The sequence below is a fragment of the Streptomyces sp. SP18BB07 genome, assembly GCF_036322545.1.
Classification (GTDB): domain Bacteria; phylum Actinomycetota; class Actinomycetes; order Streptomycetales; family Streptomycetaceae; genus Streptomyces; species Streptomyces deccanensis.
In genome coordinates this window covers 41,695-60,219 of record NZ_JAQYWT010000334.1, presented here as the reverse complement: position 1 = coordinate 60,219, position 18,525 = coordinate 41,695, and the positions used below count along the sequence as shown (strand labels likewise).

The 18,525-nt window shown below is 74.0% G+C and carries 12 protein-coding genes and 1 pseudogene; 5 read left to right on the top strand and 8 right to left on the bottom strand.

The features are described from left to right. The first annotated feature begins 88 nt into the window (after positions 1 to 88). Both PUR53_RS26810 and PUR53_RS26800 read left to right on the top strand, forming a co-directional pair. On the top strand, positions 89 to 679 hold the full coding sequence (locus PUR53_RS26810) for a TetR/AcrR family transcriptional regulator (protein ID WP_329897812.1): 591 nt from the start codon (positions 89 to 91) through the stop codon (positions 677 to 679). A 285-nt stretch (positions 680 to 964) separates the two neighbouring features. Beyond that, positions 965 to 1,258 (top strand): annotated as a pseudogene (locus tag PUR53_RS26800) (DNA alkylation response protein); the annotation flags it as partial. Positions 1,259 to 1,267: 9 nt separating this feature from the next. Here PUR53_RS26800 and PUR53_RS26795 read toward each other — a convergent pair. Then, positions 1,268 to 1,762: a tautomerase enzyme gene (locus PUR53_RS26795; protein ID WP_329909888.1), complete on the bottom strand. Its 495-nt coding sequence runs from the start codon at positions 1,760 to 1,762 to the stop codon at positions 1,268 to 1,270. A 159-nt stretch (positions 1,763 to 1,921) separates the two neighbouring features. On the opposite strand from PUR53_RS26795, the gene PUR53_RS26790 reads away from it, so the two are divergent. After that, positions 1,922 to 2,503 carry a TetR/AcrR family transcriptional regulator gene (locus PUR53_RS26790; protein ID WP_329897814.1) on the top strand — a complete coding sequence of 194 codons (582 nt, stop codon included), beginning with the start codon at positions 1,922 to 1,924 and terminating at the stop codon, positions 2,501 to 2,503. A gap of 11 nt (positions 2,504 to 2,514) precedes the next feature. On the opposite strand, the gene acnA is transcribed toward PUR53_RS26790, so the two are convergent. The 4 genes from acnA to PUR53_RS26770 all read right to left on the bottom strand — a co-directional run bounded on the left by acnA (position 2,515) and on the right by PUR53_RS26770 (position 9,373). Next, the gene (gene acnA, locus PUR53_RS26785) at positions 2,515 to 5,214 is read right to left on the bottom strand and encodes an aconitate hydratase AcnA (RefSeq protein WP_329909887.1); all 2,700 of its coding nucleotides are present in this window, start codon (positions 5,212 to 5,214) and stop codon (positions 2,515 to 2,517) included. Between the two features lie 128 nt (positions 5,215 to 5,342). After that, positions 5,343 to 6,230: a GntR family transcriptional regulator gene (locus PUR53_RS26780; RefSeq protein ID WP_329909886.1), complete on the bottom strand. Its 888-nt coding sequence runs from the start codon at positions 6,228 to 6,230 to the stop codon at positions 5,343 to 5,345. Positions 6,231 to 6,347: 117 nt separating this feature from the next. Further along, the gene (locus PUR53_RS26775) at positions 6,348 to 8,660 is read right to left on the bottom strand and encodes an FtsX-like permease family protein (protein ID WP_329897817.1); all 2,313 of its coding nucleotides are present in this window, start codon (positions 8,658 to 8,660) and stop codon (positions 6,348 to 6,350) included. Further along, positions 8,657 to 9,373 carry an ABC transporter ATP-binding protein gene (locus PUR53_RS26770; RefSeq protein ID WP_329897818.1) on the bottom strand — a complete coding sequence of 239 codons (717 nt, stop codon included), beginning with the start codon at positions 9,371 to 9,373 and terminating at the stop codon, positions 8,657 to 8,659. The genes PUR53_RS26775 and PUR53_RS26770 overlap by 4 nt, the downstream gene beginning before the upstream one ends. Before the next feature lie 140 nt (positions 9,374 to 9,513). Between PUR53_RS26770 and PUR53_RS26765 the strand changes: the two genes are divergently transcribed. Continuing rightward, on the top strand, positions 9,514 to 10,488 hold the full coding sequence (locus PUR53_RS26765) for a sensor histidine kinase (protein ID WP_329909884.1): 975 nt from the start codon (positions 9,514 to 9,516) through the stop codon (positions 10,486 to 10,488). Further along, positions 10,485 to 11,162, top strand: a complete 678-nt coding sequence (locus PUR53_RS26760; RefSeq protein ID WP_329897820.1) for a response regulator transcription factor — start codon at positions 10,485 to 10,487, stop codon at positions 11,160 to 11,162. The genes PUR53_RS26765 and PUR53_RS26760 overlap by 4 nt, the downstream gene beginning before the upstream one ends. Positions 11,163 to 11,269: 107 nt before the next feature. Here PUR53_RS26760 and PUR53_RS26755 read toward each other — a convergent pair whose 3' ends face one another. The 3 genes from PUR53_RS26755 to PUR53_RS26745 are packed head-to-tail and all read right to left on the bottom strand — an operon-like array spanning position 11,270 to position 18,518. Then, on the bottom strand, positions 11,270 to 13,372 hold the full coding sequence (locus PUR53_RS26755) for a hypothetical protein (RefSeq protein WP_329909883.1): 2,103 nt from the start codon (positions 13,370 to 13,372) through the stop codon (positions 11,270 to 11,272). Further along, positions 13,369 to 17,361, bottom strand: a complete 3,993-nt coding sequence (locus PUR53_RS26750; protein WP_329909881.1) for a vWA domain-containing protein — start codon at positions 17,359 to 17,361, stop codon at positions 13,369 to 13,371. The genes PUR53_RS26755 and PUR53_RS26750 overlap by 4 nt, the downstream gene beginning before the upstream one ends. Beyond that, positions 17,358 to 18,518: an ATP-binding protein gene (locus tag PUR53_RS26745; RefSeq protein ID WP_329897823.1), complete on the bottom strand. Its 1,161-nt coding sequence runs from the start codon at positions 18,516 to 18,518 to the stop codon at positions 17,358 to 17,360. Before PUR53_RS26745 ends, PUR53_RS26750 begins: the two co-directional genes overlap by 4 nt. Between the last annotated feature and the right edge of the window lie 7 nt (positions 18,519 to 18,525).

The window sequence follows — 18,525 nt, the reverse complement described above, 5'->3', positions numbered from 1 at the left end:
GAAGACCTTCACACGGTCTATGACGATCGTTATAAACGGAGGTCACGCTAGACTATGACGAGCGATATAGCCAGAGGGGAGCACGGTCTTGGCGCAGGAGGGCACGCCGTCCCGTGAACGCATCGTGGCCGGGGCGGCCGATCTGATCAGTAGGCGCGGCCTGAACGCCGCGAGCATCCGGAACCTGGCCAAACACGCCAAGGCGCCCCTCGGCTCGACCTACCACTACTTCCCCGAGGGCAAGGGGCAACTGGCCACCGAGGCCGTGCGCTACGCGGACACGGCCATCGCCCGCGTCCTGGGCAGGGCGCTGGAGGCGGGCCCCGTCGCCGGGCTGCGCGCGTTCCTGACCCTGTGGCGCGGCGTCGTCCTCGACAGTGAGTTCCGCGCCGGCTGCCCCGTGCTCGCGGTGTCCGTGGAGGAGCCCCCGGCCGATGAGATCCCGCCGGCCCTCACCGCCGCCGCCGAGGCCTTCGACGGCTGGGAGCGCCTGCTCGCCGACGCGTTGTGCGACCACGGTGTAGACCCGGAGCGGGCCTCCGGCCTCGCCGCGCTCGTTGTGGCCTCGGCCGAGGGTGCGATCGCCATGTGCCGTGCCAAGCGCAGCATCGCGCCCCTCGATCAGGTGGCGGAGCAACTGGAGGCGCTGATCGCCGGGGCGGTCGAACGGCGGACCTGACGGCGCGTGCGGCTCGGTCCGTGCCCGGTCTCTCGGTCCCGGCTCGGTCCGTCCGCCCCAGCACCGTCTCGACCAGCTCCCGTCGGTACGTCGTGTACGTGGCCCGCAACGCGGGGCCCGGCCAGTCGGCTGGGAGGGGTCGTCCGGCAGGACCGGGTCGGCGAGCAGATGGCGTACGGCGGCCGCGAGGGCGGTGAAGCGTTCCGCGGGCTCCCGGGTCCGCTCGATGTGGCCGCTGGACGTCTCGGCGGTGACCGCCCAGGCGTCCAGCGGCCACAGGGTCGCGGCCAGTTCCCCCGCGGGCGGATCGGGACGGCCGACGAAGTGCCGGACCGTCGGATCGTCACCGCCGGCGGCAGGTACTGGGTGACCAAGCGCGGACCGGGCTTCGCCGCCGAGGCGCTGGAGTGTCTGGGCGGCAACGGCGGGCGTTGACCCATGACCCCGACACCGCGGAGGCGCTGTTCGCCGAACTCGCCCTGGCCCGGGGCGTGGACGCCCCGCTCGGCACGGCCGCCGTCCGACTGACTGAAGGACGCGGTGCGCGAGGCCGACCAGACCGGTGCCCGGAGGTTGGTCGCGCCCTGTTCAGGCGCCTCGGGTGCCCCGGACGCCCAGGGCCGCGCGGATCGCCTCGGCCTTCTCTTCCGTGAACACACCGCTGTCGAGCAGCGAGAGGACCGACAGCACCCCGCCGCCGGCGCCCCAGCTGCCCTCGTCGACGACCCGGAAGGTGACCCACCATGCGGGCGAGGGCTGGGCGACCCCGCACGCCTCGGTCAGCGCGGCCAGGATCCGTTCGATGACCTCGGCCCGGACCTCCCGGCGCCAGTCGCCGTCCATCACGGTCACATCGATCACCATGACGTCGGCGGCCTGCTCGGCGTCCACCAGCAGACGCCCGCCCATCGCCATCATGTCGGCGGCCCGCTCCACGAAGTGGACCTGGAACCCGGCCCGCGCGGCCGGGGCGAACTGGCCCACCTCGGGCACCAGGACCGCGTCCGTCAGTGTCTCGGCCAGCGTCCGGCGCTGTTCGAGGTCCAGGCGTCCCTGTGCGGTGTTCACGGTGATGACGGTCATGCTGCCTCCTATGGCGATCGTTATAGGGGGACGGTACACGATTCTATGACGACTGTTCTAATCCGTGATGGCAGCGGAAGGGCGCGTTCCGGCTGCTCATGCGGGCGCGGTAAGGTGCGCCTAAGTGGACGGTTGTCCGCGAGGGTGACGGGACGGTGAGTGGTGTCGAGGGGTGAGGGGCCGCAGCGGTCGGACGCGCAGCGCAACCGTGAGCGCATTCTGGAGGTGGCGCTGGCCGAGCTGTCGCGCTCCGCCGACGTCCCGCTCAGTGTGATCGCCAAGAAGGCGGGTGTCGGACAGGGCACTCTCTACCGCAACTTCCCCGACCGCGAGGCGCTCGTCCTGGAGATCCACCGCCAGGAGGTCGGTCAACTCGCCGACAGTGCCGCCGAGTTGCTGCGGACCCGGGAACCCGACCGGGCCCTGCGGGAATGGATGGACGGCCTTGCCCGCTATGCCATGGCCAAGGCCGGCCTGGCGGACGCGCTCCGCCGGGCCGCCGCCGCTACGGGCGGTTCGGCGAAACCGGGCTATCCGCGCTTCCTCGCCGCGATCGACCTCCTGTTGGACGCCAACCACGAAGCCGGCACCATCCGCCCCGGTGTGACCGGGGACGATTTCCTCCTCGCCATCGCCGGCGTCTGGCAGCTCGATCCGCAGAGCGACTGGCGCCCCCGGGCCGGCCGCCTCTTCGACCTCGTCATGCGCGGCCTGCGCTCGGGAGCGCCGGGCCGGGCGTGAGGGGGGTCGGGTCAGGACCGGGTCAGGGTGCGGCGGACGACGTACGGGAGGATGCCGCCGTGCCGGAGGTAGGACAGTTCCTGCCGTGAGTAGATCCGTAGCCTCAGGGCCACGGTCACGGGGGCGCGGTCGGCTCGCGCGATGCGCAGGACGACCGGATGGGCGCCCACGGTCAGGTCGTCGAGACCTTCGAAGGTCAGCTCCTCCTCGCCGGTGAACTCGTACGAGGAGGCACGGTCGCCCTCGGTGAACTCCAGCGGCAGCACTCCCATGCCGATCAGATTGCTGCGGTGGATGCGCTCGTACGACTCGGCCACGACCGCCCGGACACCCAGCAGGGCCTGGGCCTTGGCCGCCCAGTCGCGACTGGAACCGGCGCCGTAGTGGCGACCGGCGACGACGACCAGGTCGTACCCGGACTCCCGGTAGGCCGGCGCGGCCAGGTGCACGGGCAGGACCTCGGTGCGGTCGGCCGTGTAGGCGTGCCCGCCCTCTCGCCGCCCCGGCAGGGTCAGGTTGGCGACGGTCGGGTTGGTGAAGGCGCCGCGCAGCATGACCTCGTGGTTGCTGCGGCGGGTCGCGTACTGGTTCAGGTCACGGCGGGCGACTCCGCGTTCGGTGAGCCAGTGGCCCGCCGCGCTGTCGACGGGGATGCGGCCGGCGGGGGAGATGTGGTCCGTGGTCACGTCGTCGCCGAGGTGCAGCAGGACCTTGGCGACGTGCGGGCCGAGGCGGTCCGGAGCGGCCGTCGACAGGCCGGTCAGGTGTGGGGGACGGCGGATGTACGTGGACTCCGGGTCCCAGGGGAAGCGGATGCCGGCGGGCACGTCCAGCCGGCGCCAGGCATCGGTTCCCTCGCGCAGCCGCTCGGCGTTCGCGCGGAACAGCTCCGGCCGGACGTGCTCGGCGACCCGGTCCCGCACCTCCTCCTCGGAGGGCCAGAGATCCCGCAGGTGTACGGGGCGGCCGTCGGGTCCGGTGCCCAGCGGCTCGGTCTCGAAGTCGTGCAGGACCGAGCCGGCCAGTGCGTAGGCGACGACCAGGGGCGGGGAGGCCAGATACGACAGCGGGGTACGGGGGTTGACCCGTCCCGCGAAGTTGCGGTTGCCGGAGAGCACGGCGACCGGGGCGATCGTGCCCTCCTCGGCGAGGCGCTCCAGCACCGGATGCAGCGGCCCGGAGTTGCCGATGCAGGTCATGCAGCCGAAGCCGACGATGTGGAAGCCCGTCTTCTCCAGCGCGGGCAGCAGACCGGACGCCCGCAGATACTCCTCGACCACGCGTGAGCCGGGGGAGAGGGACGTCTTCACCCAGGGCTTGGCGGTCAGCCCGGCCGCCACCGCCCGCTCGGCCAGCAGGCCCGCCTGGATCAGCAGCGCCGGGTTGGCCGTGTGGGTGCAACTGGTGATCGAGGCCAGGGCGACCGGGCCCTCGGGCAACGGCTCACCGAAGGCACTCTCGTCCACGGCGCCCTCCCGGGCGGGGGCCGGCGCGAGGGCCGGAGCGAGGGCCGGAGCGGGGGCCGGAGCGGCGGCGCGGTAGGACTCGGGCACACGGGACAGCGACAGCCGCTGGTGGGGCAGGTTCGGGCCCGCCATGCTCGGCTCGACCGTGCCGAGGGCGAGATCGACGACGGTGTCGTAGCGGGGTTCGGGTCGGTCGTCGGTGCGCTTGAGGCCCTGTGCGGTGAGATAGGCCTCGACGAGGCGGACGTGCTCCTCGTCCCGGCCGGTGAGCCGCAGATACGCGGCCGTCTCGTCGTCGTACGGGAAGTACACACAGGTCGCCCCGTACTCGGGAGCCATGTTGGAGACGGCCGCGCGCTCCGCCCAGCCGAGGGTGGTGACACCGGGGCCGCAGAACTCGACGAACCTATCCACCACGCCGTGCGCGCGCAGGAGTTCGGTGAGGGTGAGGGCGAGATCGGTGGCGCCCACGCCGGGGCGCAGCCGACCCGTCAGCCGGACACCGACCACCTCGGGGTAGGGGATGGTGACGGGCTCGCCCAGCATGGCGGCCTGGCCCTCCAGCCCGCCGACGCCCCAGCCGACGACACCGAGGGCATTGATCATCGGGGTGTGGCTGTCGGTGGCGACGAGCACGTCCGGGTGGAGGACGGGCGGCGCGCCGTCCGGCGACTCCTCCGTCCACACCACACGGGCCAGCGTCTCCATGTTGACCTGGTGGATGATGCCGGTGCCCGGCGGTACGACGCGGAAGTTGTCGACGTTGCGCTCGGCCCACTTCACCATCTCGTAGCGCTCGGTGTTGCGGCGGAAGTCGATCAGCAGATTGCGTTCGACGGCGTCCGGCCGGCCGTACTCCTCGACGATGACGGAGTGGTCGACGGTCAGGTCGACGGGGATCGACGGTTGCAGCCGCCCGGGGTCGCCGCCCAGCTCGGCGACGCTGTCGCGCATGGCCGCGAGGTCGGCTAGGGCGGGGAGGCAGGTGGTGTCGTGCAGCATGATCCGGTTCGGATGCACCGGTACCTCGCACGCACCGCTTCCGGTGCGTGCCCGGTGCAGCATGTCCGCCAGTGCCTCGGGTGCCCGGCGGGCGACGTTCTCCAGCAGCACGCGGATCGCGTAGGGGAGGGCGTCCAGTTCCGCGCGCGGCAGCAGTCCGGCCAGGGGCAGATAGCGGTGGGCGCGACCGTGCGCGGTGAGGACGGCGGAAACGGTGGGCGCGGTGGTGCGGTCGGCGTTCATGGTCCCCTGCTGCGGTGGTGAGTCCCTCTTCCGGCGAGTCCGGGACTCACCGGGTACTTCCCGGGTACTTCAGAGGCTCATATTGTCTTAGTCCGCGCATTAGTACAACGGGTCGCAGGGGCAGTGGGCTACCCGGTCTTGATCACCCGCACCTGGTCCAGATGCTCGTGCAGGAAGGCCGACGCCGCCGGGAGGTCGCCCTCCTCCACGAGGTCGAGCAGGCGCAGATGCTCGCGTGCCTGGCGCGCCAGGCGGGACCGGTCGACCTGGTGGCGGTACTCGATGAGCCGGCGGAGCCGGTTCTGACGACGTACGGCGTCGAGCAGGAACGGGTTGCCCGAGCAGCCGACCAGCATCTCGTGGAACGAGGCGTTGACCTGGAACAGTTCGGCGCGCGGCAGCAGCAGGATGTCCCCCTGCAGCAGGGCCTCCTGCTGCTGCCGATGCTGTGCGAAGGCGGCAGCGTCCACCGTGAAGCCCGGCTCCAGCAGCGCGGCGGGCTCGACGATCATCCGGAACCGGTAACTCTGGGTGTGCGCCTCCACGGTGGCCATGACCTGCTGGAACTCCCAGCCCCGGCCGCCGGTTCTGCGCCGCACCAGGTCCTCGCCCTCCATGCGGGCCAGGACCCGGTCCGCCTGGCGGGAGGTCAGCCGGTAGCGGCGGCTGACGTCGGCCGAGGTGAAAGGGCCGGTGAAGCGCCCGCCGAGGTGGTCGTCGGCGATCTCGAAGTAGGCCGTCCGCTCCGCGTCGTCGCCGGTGTGGTCGCCCTCGCCGAGGGATGGGCGGGTGAGGGCGCCCGCGTCACGGGTGAGGAAGAAACCGCGCTGGGGGACCCGTTCGAGGATGCCGACCTCGGTCAGGAAGAGCATGGCCTTGCGGACCGGTGTGCGCGAGACGTCCAGGGTGTCCGCGGCCCATTGCTCGGTGACGTGCGCGCCCTCCGGCAGTTCGCTGCGACGCATCAGGTCCACCAGGCGGGTGGCGAGGGAGGTGGTCAGATTCGGCCGTGACATGGGTCCCCGCGCTCGTTCCGGTGGATGGGAGAGTGGAGGACATCGTAATTGTATTTATGATCCGAGTGATGCAACTGGGGCGCGGCCGAGGAACGGCCGCGCCCCTCAGGGGGCCCCTCACTCGTTGTGCAGCACCTGGGCGATCGTCAGCCGGGCCGCGCGGCGTGCCGGGACGTACGCGCCCAGGACGGCGATCACGATGCCGGCGAGGGCCAGGCCGGCCAGCGCCGGGGCGTTCCAGACGTCCGTCATGTACGACGGCAGGGTGAGGTCCACCGCGTCCGCCATTCGCGGGACGACCAGCTCGTGGCCCACCATGCCGAGCGGGATGCCCAGGAGCGAGCCGAGGGCCCCGAGCAGCGCCATGGAGGCCACTGTCATCGCTGTGACCTGGCGTGGTGTCATGCCGATCGACTTCAGCATGCCGAGGTCGCGGCGGCGGTCGCGGGTGTTGAGGACGACGGTGTTGAACACGCCGAGGGACGTCACGGCGGCGAGCAGGAGGGTGAGCGCGGTGGCGGAGCCGATGATGGTTCGGGTGATGGAGTTGGCGCCGGTCACGGACGGGCTGACCCCCGGGTCGGCCGCTTCGGCGGCGCGGGCGTAGGCTCCCGCGTCGGCCCCGTCGCGGAGCTTGACGTGGTAGGCGATGGGCTTCTCCTCCGGCGCCACCGCCCGCATGGTCGCCCAGTCCGTGACGACGACACGGGCGTTCGTCTCCATGTACTCCCCGACGACGACCACGTCCGCGCCACGGTCTCCCTTCTCGACCCGGAAGCGGTCGCCGACGTCCAGGCCGTGCCTGCGCAGGAAGGCCGATCCCGCCACCACCTCACCGGTGCCTCGGAGCCACCGCCCCTCGGTGAGCACGTTGCCCATCAGAGGGTGGTCGCCGCGACGGCCTTCGAGCCACAGCTTCTCCGTGGAACCCGCGAGCCGGGCCTCGGTGTCCGCCCTGGCGGTGACCTCTCGCGCCTCCGGCAGCGAGCGCAGCAGGGCGTGCAGGGCCCGGTCGTCGTGGACCGGTCCGGTCTCCTTGCCGTCGCGGTACTTCCCCACGTAGACCGTCACCTGGTAGGCGTCGCGCCCCGCGCTGCCCAACCGGTCCATCGTCGTGGCCAGGCCCGTCGCGAACGTCACGGTGGTCACGCCGAGGACCACCGCCGCGAGCGTGAGAGCACTGCGTCCCGGCCGGGCGAACGGCAGGCCCAGCCCGAGGCTCACCGAGCGCGGCAGCCGGCTGCCCGCCAGTCGGCGCTGGACACCGAGCGCCCGGCCGGCGCGCGGTGCGCTGCCCGCGCTGATCGCCCGCGCGGCGGACAGCCGGTGGGCGCGCACCGAGGGCGCGAGCGCGGCGAGGAGGCACACGGCCGGCATGCCGGTCAGGGCGAGGACGGTGACCCAGGGAGCGAGCGAGACACTGTCGTGGAACACCCCCGCGTCCGGGCCCGTGAACGCGAACCGCAGCAGGGGCCGTGCCGCCAGATTGCCGACGGCCGTCCCGACGACACAGCCCAGCACCGCCGGGACGGAGATCATCACGAGGTAGACGGCCACCACCTGACCCGGGGTGAACCCCAGCGCCTTGAGGATGCCGATGTGCCGGAAACCGGAGATCACCGCGCCGCTGACCACGTTGGCGACGATGAGCACGGCCACCACGACGCCGAGGACCCCGAAGGCCAGCAGATAGGGAGCGTACGCCCGCGCCGTACTGCCGATCTGGTCCTTGAGAGCGAGGTACGACCGTGAGCCGGCCAGCGCACCCGACGGCAACTCCTCAGTCACCGCCGTGAGTTGGGTGCGAAGCTCAGTGTCCGACGCGGCGTCCTCGAAGCGGAACAGCAGCTGTGTGGCGGTGGGGTGCAGGGCGTCGATCTGCCCCGGCGCGACCCAGGCGTCGGCGGTGCGGCTCAGATCGAAGGCGAAGCCGACGACGGTCAGGGTGGGGCCGGACGGCAGCCGTAGCTTCTTGCCGAGGTCGTCCGCCGACCAGTCCGACTGCCGGTTGAGGACGACCTCGCCCGGCCCGGTGGCCCAGCGGCCCGCCCACAGGTCCAACCGGCCCACCGGGCCCCCGGGATCGGAGCGGCCCACGACGGTGAGTTCACTGTTCAGGCCGTAGTTCATGACCTCTCTCGGCAGTTCGACGGTGGCCTGGGGGAAGGGGCCCGCGGTCGCCGCGACGCCGGACTGCCGGGCCACTCGCGTCAGTTGACCGTCCGTGACCTTCGCGCGGTCGAAGGCGGCGACCACATGCGGCCCGCGCTGCTGGGCGAAGGCCTTGTCGAACGGCGACGAGGCCGCGTCGACCAGCCCGAGCGCCACCACGATCGCCGTCGTCGAGGTCAGTGTGACCAGCCCGATCACCAACGTCTGGAGCCTGCGCCGCCGTACCGCCGCGCGCGCGGCCCGCCACACGGCCCTCATGCGGACGGCTCCAGGGTGTGTTCGCCGCGCACGCGGCCGTCGGCGAACTCGACGAGACGGCTGGCGCACCGCCGGGCGAGACGCTCGTCGTGCGTCACCAGGATCAGCGTCTGGCCGATCTGGTTGAGATCGAGCAGCAGGTCCATCACCTGCTCTCCCGCCCGGCTGTCCAGCGCGCCGGTCGGCTCGTCCGCCAGCAGCAGGGCCGGGCGGTTCATCAACGCCCGTGCCACGGCGACCCGTTGCCGTTCACCACCGCTGAGCACCGCCGGGTAGGCGTTGCGCCGGTCGGCGATGCCGAGCTCGTCGAACAGCTCCAGTGCGCGACGACGGGCCTGGCGGGCCGGGGTGCCGGTCAACTGGGCGGCCAGCGCCACGTTGTCGAGCGCCGACAGGTCGTCGATGAGGTTGAAGAACTGGAAGATCATGCCGATGCGGCGCCGCCGGTACAGGGCGAGCCCCTTCTCGGTCAGTTCCCCCACGTTCTCGCCGTGCACCGTCACCGTGCCGCTCGTCGGGCGGTCCAGACCGGCGATCATGTTCAGCAGCGTGGACTTGCCGCATCCCGACGGGCCCATCACCGCGACCGCCTCACCGGACCGTATCTCCAGCGACACCCCGTCCAGAGCCGTCGCCTCCCCGTACTCCTTGCGCACACCGTCGAGTCGTACGACGGCCTCCGCGCTGTTGTTCGTGTTCTCCTCGGTGACCATGCACCGGACGCTAGGCGAGCGGCGCCGCCAGGACATCCCTCCCCGGACGGCACCATGACCCGCGCCTCATCCCGCAGATGCAGGGGACCCCATCCCGGGGCGGATGCGCGGCGGCGGGCCGGTCTGCGAGGGTGAACCCCATGTGGGAGTGGGGGACGGACGGACCGGCGGCGGCGCTGGGGGTGGTGGCGGCGGTCGCGATGGGTCTCGCGGCGGGTCTCGCGGTGGCCCTGGTGCGCACCCGGCGCCGATGGCAGAAGGCGGTGGGGGAGCGCGGGTGGATGCTCGAACGGGAGCGGGAGAGCGCCGCGCGGGCCGCGATCGCGGCCGAACGCGACCGTATCGCCCGGGAGTTGCACGACATCGTCAGCCACAACGTCAGCCTCATGGTGGTCCAGGCGGGAGCGGCGCGTGAGGTGCTGGGCACCATGCCGGACGAGGCGGCGGCCGCTCTGCTCGCCGTCGAGGACGCGGGCCGTGGCGCGATGACCGACCTACGGCATCTGCTGGGTCTGCTGGCGCCGTCGCAGAACGGCGAGGACTCGGAGGACGGCCTGGACGCGACGGCGGCCTCGGACGCGCGGGAGGGGGCGGTCCGGGACGCGGAGGGGGATGCGGAGGGGGATGTGGTTGTTGCCGGTGTGGAGCGAGTGGAGTGGCCGGAGTTGGCGGAGCTGACGCCCCAGCCCGGGCTCGACCGGCTGGGGACGCTCGTCGACCGGGTCTCGTTCGCCGGTCTGCCCGTCGAGGTACGGATCTCCGGCGAGCCCCGCCCGTTGCCGCAGGGCATCGACGTGACGGCGTACCGGATCGTGCAGGAGGCGCTCACCAACGCGCTCAGACACGGTGACGGGGGCAAGGCCGAGGTCACCGTGCGGTACGCCGACCGGGCGCTGCGCGTGGAGGTGCTGAACACCGGCCCCAGCGTCCTGACCGGCGGCACCCCCTCCCCGTCGCACCCCGCGCGGCCCACCCCGCGCCATCCGTACGGCACGGGGCGCGGGCTGCTGGGCCTGCGCGAGCGCGTCGCCGTGTACGGCGGCGACCTGGACGCCCGACGCCGCCTCGGCGGCGGCTACCGGGTCCGCGCCCGCATCCCCCTGGACCGGCCGTGACGCCGGCCGGGCCCGAAGCGGCGCCGCGCGTGCTCGTGGTCGACGACCAGACCCTGATCCGGACCGGGTTCCGGCTGATCCTCACCGCCCGGGGCATCGAGGTGGTGGGCGAGGCCGCCGACGGCGCGGAGGCGGTGGCGACGGCCCGCGAACTGCGACCGGACGTCGTGCTGATGGACATCCGGATGCCGACCATGGACGGCCTGGAGGCCACCCGGCGCATCCTGGCCGCGAACCCGGAGTGCCGGGTGCTCATGCTCACCACCTTCGACCTCGACCGGTACGTCTACGCGGCCCTGTCGATCGGCGCCAGCGGCTTCCTCCTGAAGGACGTCACGCCGCGGCACCTCGCGGCGGCCGTACGCCTGGTCGACACCGGTGACGCCCTGCTGGCCCCCTCCATCACCCGGCGACTGGTGGAACGCTTCGCCACGGAAGCCGCCGGGCCGCCCGCGATCTCCGCCGACCTCCAGGTCCTGACCCCGCGCGAACTCGAGGTCCTGACCCTCCTCGGCCGCGGTCTGTCCAACACGGAACTCGCGGCCGAACTCACCCTGACCGAGGCCACCGTGAAGTCGCACGTGGCTCGCATCTTCGCCAAGCTCCACCTGCGCGACCGCGCCCAGGCCGTCGTGATCGCCTACGAGAAGGGGTTGGTCAGGGTCAGGGAGTGAGGGCTGAGGGCTGGGGGGCTGAGGGCTGGGGCCGGACCGGGCCGCGCGGCGGTGCGGGTGGTTCGGGCCGACCGGGCGGTCTGGGCGGTCCGGGCGTGGTGCGTGGGTCAGGCGGTGTGGGACGGGGGCCGCCAGGTGGACTGGATCAGGGCACGTTCGGTGCCGGTCAGGTAGATCGCGGTGGCGAGCCAGGCGCGGGCGTAGCGGTCCGGGTCGGGGTCGGTGACGCGTCCGAAGACGTCGCGGGAGCGGCGGTCCGCCTCCATGGCGAGCGCGGTCGCCAGGTCGGCCCCCGCCCGGAACCCACTGCGCCGCAGGGCCGCGCCCCCTCCGCCGCGATCGCCGTCACGAGCCGGCTCGGCGACCGCGCGGCGGCCCCCGGAGACGGCGACCTCGACCAGTCGGCGCAGCCGCCACAGCGGAGCCTCGGCGAGCGGATCCGCCGGAACCCCGGCGGGGCCGGCGACCCCGGCCAGGGCGTCCGCCGGCGGGAAGTGCGCGCCCTGGAGGCGGTCGTAGCCCAGGTCGGCGTGGCCCTCCCACTCGTCCGGCAGCCGCAGAGTCGCCTCGGTGTCCGGGGCCGGGCCGATCGCGAGCGGGCGGAGCGTGGCGGCACGGTCGGGTTCCACGCGGCCCAGCACCCGTATCCGCAGACCTGGACGGGTGGCCAGCTGACGGAAGTTGGCGGTGTGGGCGAGGTCGGGGTGGCCGTTGGCCGGGGTCAGCCGGACGAGCAGGCCGCCGTCGGCCGACTCCCCGGAGCCGGACACCTCCCGGGCGAACAGCTGGTCGCCCGCCGCGCCGACGACGACCAGGTCACAGCCGATCAGCCTGCGTGCCTCCTGCTGTGCCTGCTCGGGGTCGGCGCCGGGGCCGCCCGTGAGCCGCTCGGCGACCGCCTCCGCCAGGGGGCGTGCGAACAGGGCGGCGAGCGGGCCCGACGTCCAGGAGAGACCGGCGAGCGGAGTGGCCCGCACACCCTTTCCGGAGCCGAGGCGGCCGTCCGGGGAGACCGTGGCGCCGGAGATCAGCAGTCCGCCACGGGAGAGCCGGGCGTGGTCGAGGGCGCCGGAACCGAGGGCGACCGTGGCCTTCGCGGCACCCCGGGCGCGGGCCGGGCCGCCCGGTTTGACGTCGGCGATCGAGAACCAGCTCCCGTCGTCGGAGACCAGATGGGTCACGACACCGCCGTAGCCGGTGGCCGAGATCACCGGTTCCCGGCACACGCCGTGCACCCGCAGACTGCCGCCCGGCCGATAGGCGCGCCGCGCCGTGCCGACGAGGGCGGGGTCGGGGTCGGCCGCCGACAACAGGCCGGTGGTGAGCAGCAGTTCCCGTACGTTGGCGACCAGGTCGGCGAGCCGATGGCCGTCGTGCCGGGCGCGGGCCCCGCGCAGTCCGCGTACGACCCGGAGAGCCGCCGCCTCGGCGCGGTGCAGTCCGGCGAGCCGGGCGGTGTGCGCGGCCCGCAGCAACTCCGCCTGCGGCACCGCTCCCGCCGCCGGGACTCCGGCGGCGAGCACGGCCGCGGTGGCCGCCCAGAGACCGGCTGCGGCGGCGATCTGGGCGGGGGTGGGGGCCTTGCCGACGTCGGCACTGGTCCCAGCGGTGCTGGCCTTGCCGGTGCTGCCGGTGGTGCCGGTGGTGCCTGTGCTGCCTGTGCTGCCGGTGGTGTCGGTGCTGCCGGTGGTGTCGGTGGTGCCGGTGGTGCCTGTGCTGCCGGTTTCGGTCGGTCCCGTCGGGGCGGCAGCGGTGGTGGCTCCGGACCGCTTTGTGCCGTCGGCGGGTGCGGTGGTTGCTGAGGATCCCCCCGCTGCCTGCGGGGCCCCGGGCGACGGGGCCTCACCATTGCTTCCGTGGGCGTCCGCCGCCGTGCCGGCCGGCACGGGCTCCGGCTCTGCCGCGGCCATGTCCTCGGCGTCGGCCACCGGGCAGGCGCTCAGGACGGCGGCGCGGTGCAGACAGCGGGGTGCGAGCAGGCAACTGCACACCGCCCGCCCGGCGTCGGTCACCGCGCCCGAAGGACCGGGCGTCAGCGTGACCTCGGCGTCCTCACCGCACCGGATGCGCAGGTCACCGCCGTCGACCGTGACGGGCAGCGCCGCGTACGTCTCGACCGCGGCGTCCAGTTTCTTGCGCAGCCGGGAGGTCAGGCTCTCGACGGCGGCGGCCACCACGTCGGGCGCCGCCGGGGGCAGTTCGGCGTTCATCGGCTCTCTCCGCGGAGGCGGTCCCCCACCCAGCGGGCGAGGGAGAGGGGACTGAGGGCGGCGACCGGCATGCCGGCCGCGACGAGCTGCTGGGCGACGGGCACCGAGTAGCGAGGGGTGCCCGTGTCGTCCAGGGCGGCACAGCCCATCAGGTGTACCCCGGAACTCGCGAGGGCCCGGACCTCTCCCAGGAGCCCGCCCAGTGGGTAGCCCTCCTCGAAGTCGCTCACGACGACCACGAGGGTGCGGCTGGGCACGGTCACCAGGGAACGGGCGTGCGCCAGCCCCGCCGCGATGTGCGTGCCGCCGCCGACCCGCACCTCGAGCAGCAGCGACAGCGGGTCGTCCACCCGGTCGGTCAGATCGATCACGTCGGTCGAGAACGCCAGGAAGTGCGTCGACAGCGTGGGCACGCCGCCCAGGACGGCCGCGGTCAGCGCCGACCAGATGACGGAGGCCTCCATCGACCCGGACACGTCGACGACCAGGATCAGCCGCCAGTCCGCCTCCTTGCGGGACCGGGTGCTGAACACCGGCCGCTCCGGTACGACCACGGTCCGGCCGTCCGCCGTACGGTGGGTGCTCGCCAGGTTGGCCCGCAGGGTGCGCGGCAGGTCGAGCCGGCCACCGGGGCGGCGGGTCGGACGTGGGGTGGCCAGGCCGGTGAGGGCGGGGCGCATCCGGGTGGCGAGTTCCTTGGCCAGTTCGTCGACCAGCCGTCGTACCAGCGGGCGCAGTCTGGCCAGTTGCTGTTCGGGCATTCCTCCGGCGAGGTTCAGCACGGAGGTCAGCAGATCGACCGACGGGCGGACGGCCTGGGGGTCCAGCTCGGCCAGTACGTCCGTACGGCCCCGGTCGGCGGCCCGTGCCAGCACCTCCTCACGGACCTCGGCGCCGAACAGCGCGTCCAACTCCTCGCCCCATTCCCGGGCCGTGGGGAATGACGCCTCCTGACCACCGCCCTGACCGGGGGCTCCCCGGCCGAGGTCCGAGGAGCCCTCGCCCCGGCCGGTGCCGTACAGCTCGTCCAGCGCGTGCGCGTAACGCCGGGCACCCTGCGGCAGCTTCTCGCTCTCCCGGCCGAGAAGCAGCCGCCAGCGGTCGGTGGGGGAGAGGTGGAGGACGGAAACCGACGTCCGACCCACATCGGCGCTCACCGCAGTCTCGTTCGCCTCGGTCGCCGGGGCGGTCGCCGGGGCGGTCGCCGGGGCGGTCGCCGGGGCGGTCGCCGGGGCGGTCGCCGGGGCGGTCGACGAACCGGTGGTCGAGGATTCGGGTGAGGCCTTCGGTCCGTTCGTGGCCCCGGTGGGCCGTACGGAGGTCGGGCTCTCGGGGGACTCCGCCGGGGTCGAACCGGTCGGCAGGCGGAGGGAGTTGACTGCTGTCAGGCCCGCCGTGTCCGCCGCCGTCCACAGGGCGAGGAGTTCCGGTGAGGCGGTGAGGGACAGGTCGAGGCGGTCGCCGAGGCGTTCGGTGACCGTGTCGAGCAGACGGTCACGCCCGGCCGGGGTGAGCGTGTCGAAGCCTCCGCGCAGGGCGGGCAGCCGGTCCAGGAAGCCCTGGTCCGTCAGCGTGTCGATGCGGTCGAGCAGCGGGTCCAGCGCGGTCGGCGCGGACTGGAGCAGTGGGGCCGCGCCGCTGAGCAGGCCGGTGAGACGGCGGGCGAGTCCGAGGCGGCCGTCGGGGCCGGTGGCCGTGTCGATCCAGCCGGCCGCACGCGTCCCGACGGTGTCGGCGCCGTCGAGGTCGAGCAGGACCCGGGCGGCGAGGGCTGCCCCTTGGATCAGCGCGGAACCGGAGCGCGCGAGCGTGCCCAGGGCGTCGTCCATGCGCAGACCGAGGCGGTGTTCACCGGCCCGGGAGGCGAGCGCGACGAGCGCGGCAGCGTCCTCCGGCTGGTCGCTGCCCGCGAGTCCGGGCAGCGCGCGGACCGCCACCTCCAGGAGATCGACGGCCAGATCGGCGGCCGCCGATCGCCCCTCGGGTGTGGTGCCGGGCAGATGGCCCCGGCGCAGCGCCTCCAACAGGTCGAGCGCTTCGAGCAGTTCGGGCAGGGTGGCCGCGGCCGGGAGCACGGCGGAGGCGTCCGCCAGCCGGTCGGCGACCAGCGCGGGCAGGTCGCAGCGGGCCGCCGCCCGGAGCCCGGCGAGGACCAAGGCACAGGTGGGCCCGCCGTCTGCCGACTCCCGGCGGAAGGTCTCCCGCAGGGTGCCCTCGGCGGCCAGCGCCGCGGTCACACCCCGTATGCCGGCCAGGTCGAGCCGGACGGGAACCGCCGGGCTCCACGACACCCGCCACCGGGTGGTGAGAGCCGTGCCGTCGCCCGTGCCGGCCACCTCGACGGTCTCGCCGTAGCCGGCACCGCACACCGCGAGGCGCTGGAGCAGGACCTCGCGGCGGCCGTCGAGGGCGGAGCGGAGCGGGTCGAGCCGGAGTTCGCGCGAGGCGGGGTCGTCAGGGCCGGGGAGCCGCAGCGCGGTCAACTCCGCCTCCACGGACGGGCCGAGACCGGAACGCGGGGTGCCCGGTGCGATCCGGCCCCGGTCGGTGCCGACCAGCACCACTTCGAGTGCCCGGGCGAGAGCCCGGCCACGGCCGAGCGGCTCGCCCTGGCCCATCACCGTCGTCAGCGCCTCCAGGACCTCGCCCCGGCCGGGGGCCGCGAGCCCCCGGAGACTGGCCAGGTCGCCCGCCATCCGCAGGGTCTCGGTCGCCTCGCCCGTGCCCGCGGTGTGCCCGGCCGCGCGCAGCTCCCGGCACACATCGGTGATCGCTCGCGCGGCGGCGCCGTACAGCAGCTCGGGGTCGCCCCCCGCCGTGAACACCGCCTGCTGCCAGCGCGGGTCACGGATGCCCGCCGGATACCCGGAGCGGGAGTCCAGCAGGTCGAAGGCGTACGGGACGAGCGAGGTGACGACCGGCGGGTGCTCCCCGACGAGGCCCGTGCCTGGGGCCCCGGCCGCGCTGCCGTCCGCCCTCCGGGCGGCCGTCGCACCGCCCGTCGCGGGCCTCCCCCTGTCGGCGGCCGCTGCCTCCTCCGCGTCGGCCGGGTCGGGGTCCGCGTCGGCCGCGTCCGTCAACGCCGGGGCGTGGAACGCGCCGATCACGGCCGCGACCCGGCGTCCGCCCGCCGCGGCGCGGGCGATCGTGTCGCGCATGTGCGCCTCACGGGCCAGGTCGACCAGCGGCACGCCGCCCGCCGACTCGGCGTCGCGACGCAACGCCCATCCGACGCCGAGGGCCGCGCGCCGGATCGCCTCGGGCATACAGCCGGGGGCGAGCACCTCCACGCACCGGTCCCACAGGTCGTCCCCGTCACGACCGGTCCCCGCGGCGGTGAGGGCCGCCGCGAACGCCGTCGGCGAGGCGACGGCGGTCCCTTCGACCACCACGCTGCGCGTGCCCCGCTCCGAGGAGGGCCCGCCCGCACCGGCCGTGACGCTGTCCGCCCCGGCGACGGGGCTGTCCCCGCCGGCGGTGGTGCCCGTGGTGCTGCCCGCACCAGCCGTACGGCTGCCCGAGCCCCCCGTCGGGTTGTCCCCACCGGCCGTAGTCGTGTGCGCGCCCGTCGCCCGGTGGTCGGCGTGCGGGCCGGGGGCGTTCGTGCTCGCCCCCAGCCGGTCCGTGCTCCACGCCGGGTCCGACATCGGGAGATCGCAGCAGATCACCTCCTTGCCCCGCTCCCGGGCCCAGCGGAGGGCGGCGAGTTCGGGGGAGAAGTCGGCGAACGGGTAGAAGCCGAGGCGGCCGCCCTCGCTCGCCCCGGCCAGGGCGACCGGCGCGAGAGTGCCCGGCGCCGCGAGGTGGGGAAGCCAGTGCTGGAAGTCGGCCGGCAGCTCCACGCAGACGACGTCCGCGCCGGAGGCGTCCAGCAGGGCGGGCACGGCCGCGGCCAGGGCCGGGCTGTGGTGCCGTACCCCCAGCAGGTACGGCGCCGCCGAGTCGGCGAGGGCCGTGACGGCGGCCCGCGGGTCCTGAGTGGTCGTCACCGAAGGTTCTCCCGCAGGTCCCAGAGGCGGCGCCACATCGCCGAGCCGTCCTCGGCGCGACGGCGCACCGGGCCGTCCCAGTAGCCGAGGAGGCGGGCGTGGTCGGCCGGGTCGTCCTTGCGGACCACGCCCAGCAGGTGCCCGGGGACGAGGTCGAGCGCGTCCCCACCCGGCAGGTACGCGGCGGCCACCCCGAGCGAGGCCGCGACCGACACGGCCTCGGCGGTGGACATCACCGTGCCAGGACGCTCCACGTCCCAGCCCTCGGCGGAACGCCCCGCACGCAGATCGCGGAAGACGGTGACCAGCACGTCCAGCACCGCGTCGTCCACACCGAAGGCCGCGCCCGCCCGCTGCACCGCCGCCTCCGCCTGCCGCCGGACCAGGGCTGTCTCGGCGTCGACGTCGGCGATGGGGTGCACGGTCTCGAAGTTGAAGCGGCGCTTGAGCGCGGCCGACATCTCCGAGACACCCCGGTCGCGCAGGTTGGCCGTGGCGATGACCGTGAACCCGGGCGCGGCCGGGACCTGGGCGTCGTCCGTGCCGGACAGCTCGGGCACGCTCACCCGGCGGTCGGACAGGATCGACACCAGGGCGTCCTGCACCTCGGGCAGACAGCGGGTGATCTCCTCGACCCGCGCCACCCGGCCGGAGCGCATCGCGCCCAGCACCGGCGAGTCGACCAGCGCCTGCGGGGTCGGGCCCTGGGCGAGCAGCAGGGCGTAGTTCCAGCCGTAGCGGAAGGCGTCCTCGGTGGTGCCGGCGGTGCCCTGCACGGTGAGCGCGCTGGTGCCGCACACGGCGGCCGACAGCAGCTCGGAGAGCATCGACTTGGCCGTGCCGGGCTCGCCGACGAGCAGCAGGCCGCGCTCACCGGCGAGGGTGACCACGCACCGCTCGACCAGGGCGCGTTCGCCGACGAACTTGGGCGCGATCACCAGCTTGTCCGGCAGTGTCTCGTGCGGCTTGGGCAGCTTCAGCGCCTCGCCGCCGCTGCCGCAGACGAAGGTGACCACGGAACGCGGGGTCAGGCGCCAGCCGGGCGGGCGCGGGCCCTCGTCATGGGCGGCGAGGAAGTCGAGTTCGGTGGCGTGGCGCTCCTCGGCGGGCAGGATCTGCCGGGCCGGAAGAGCCGTCGCCGTGTCGGTCGCGGTCATGGATGTC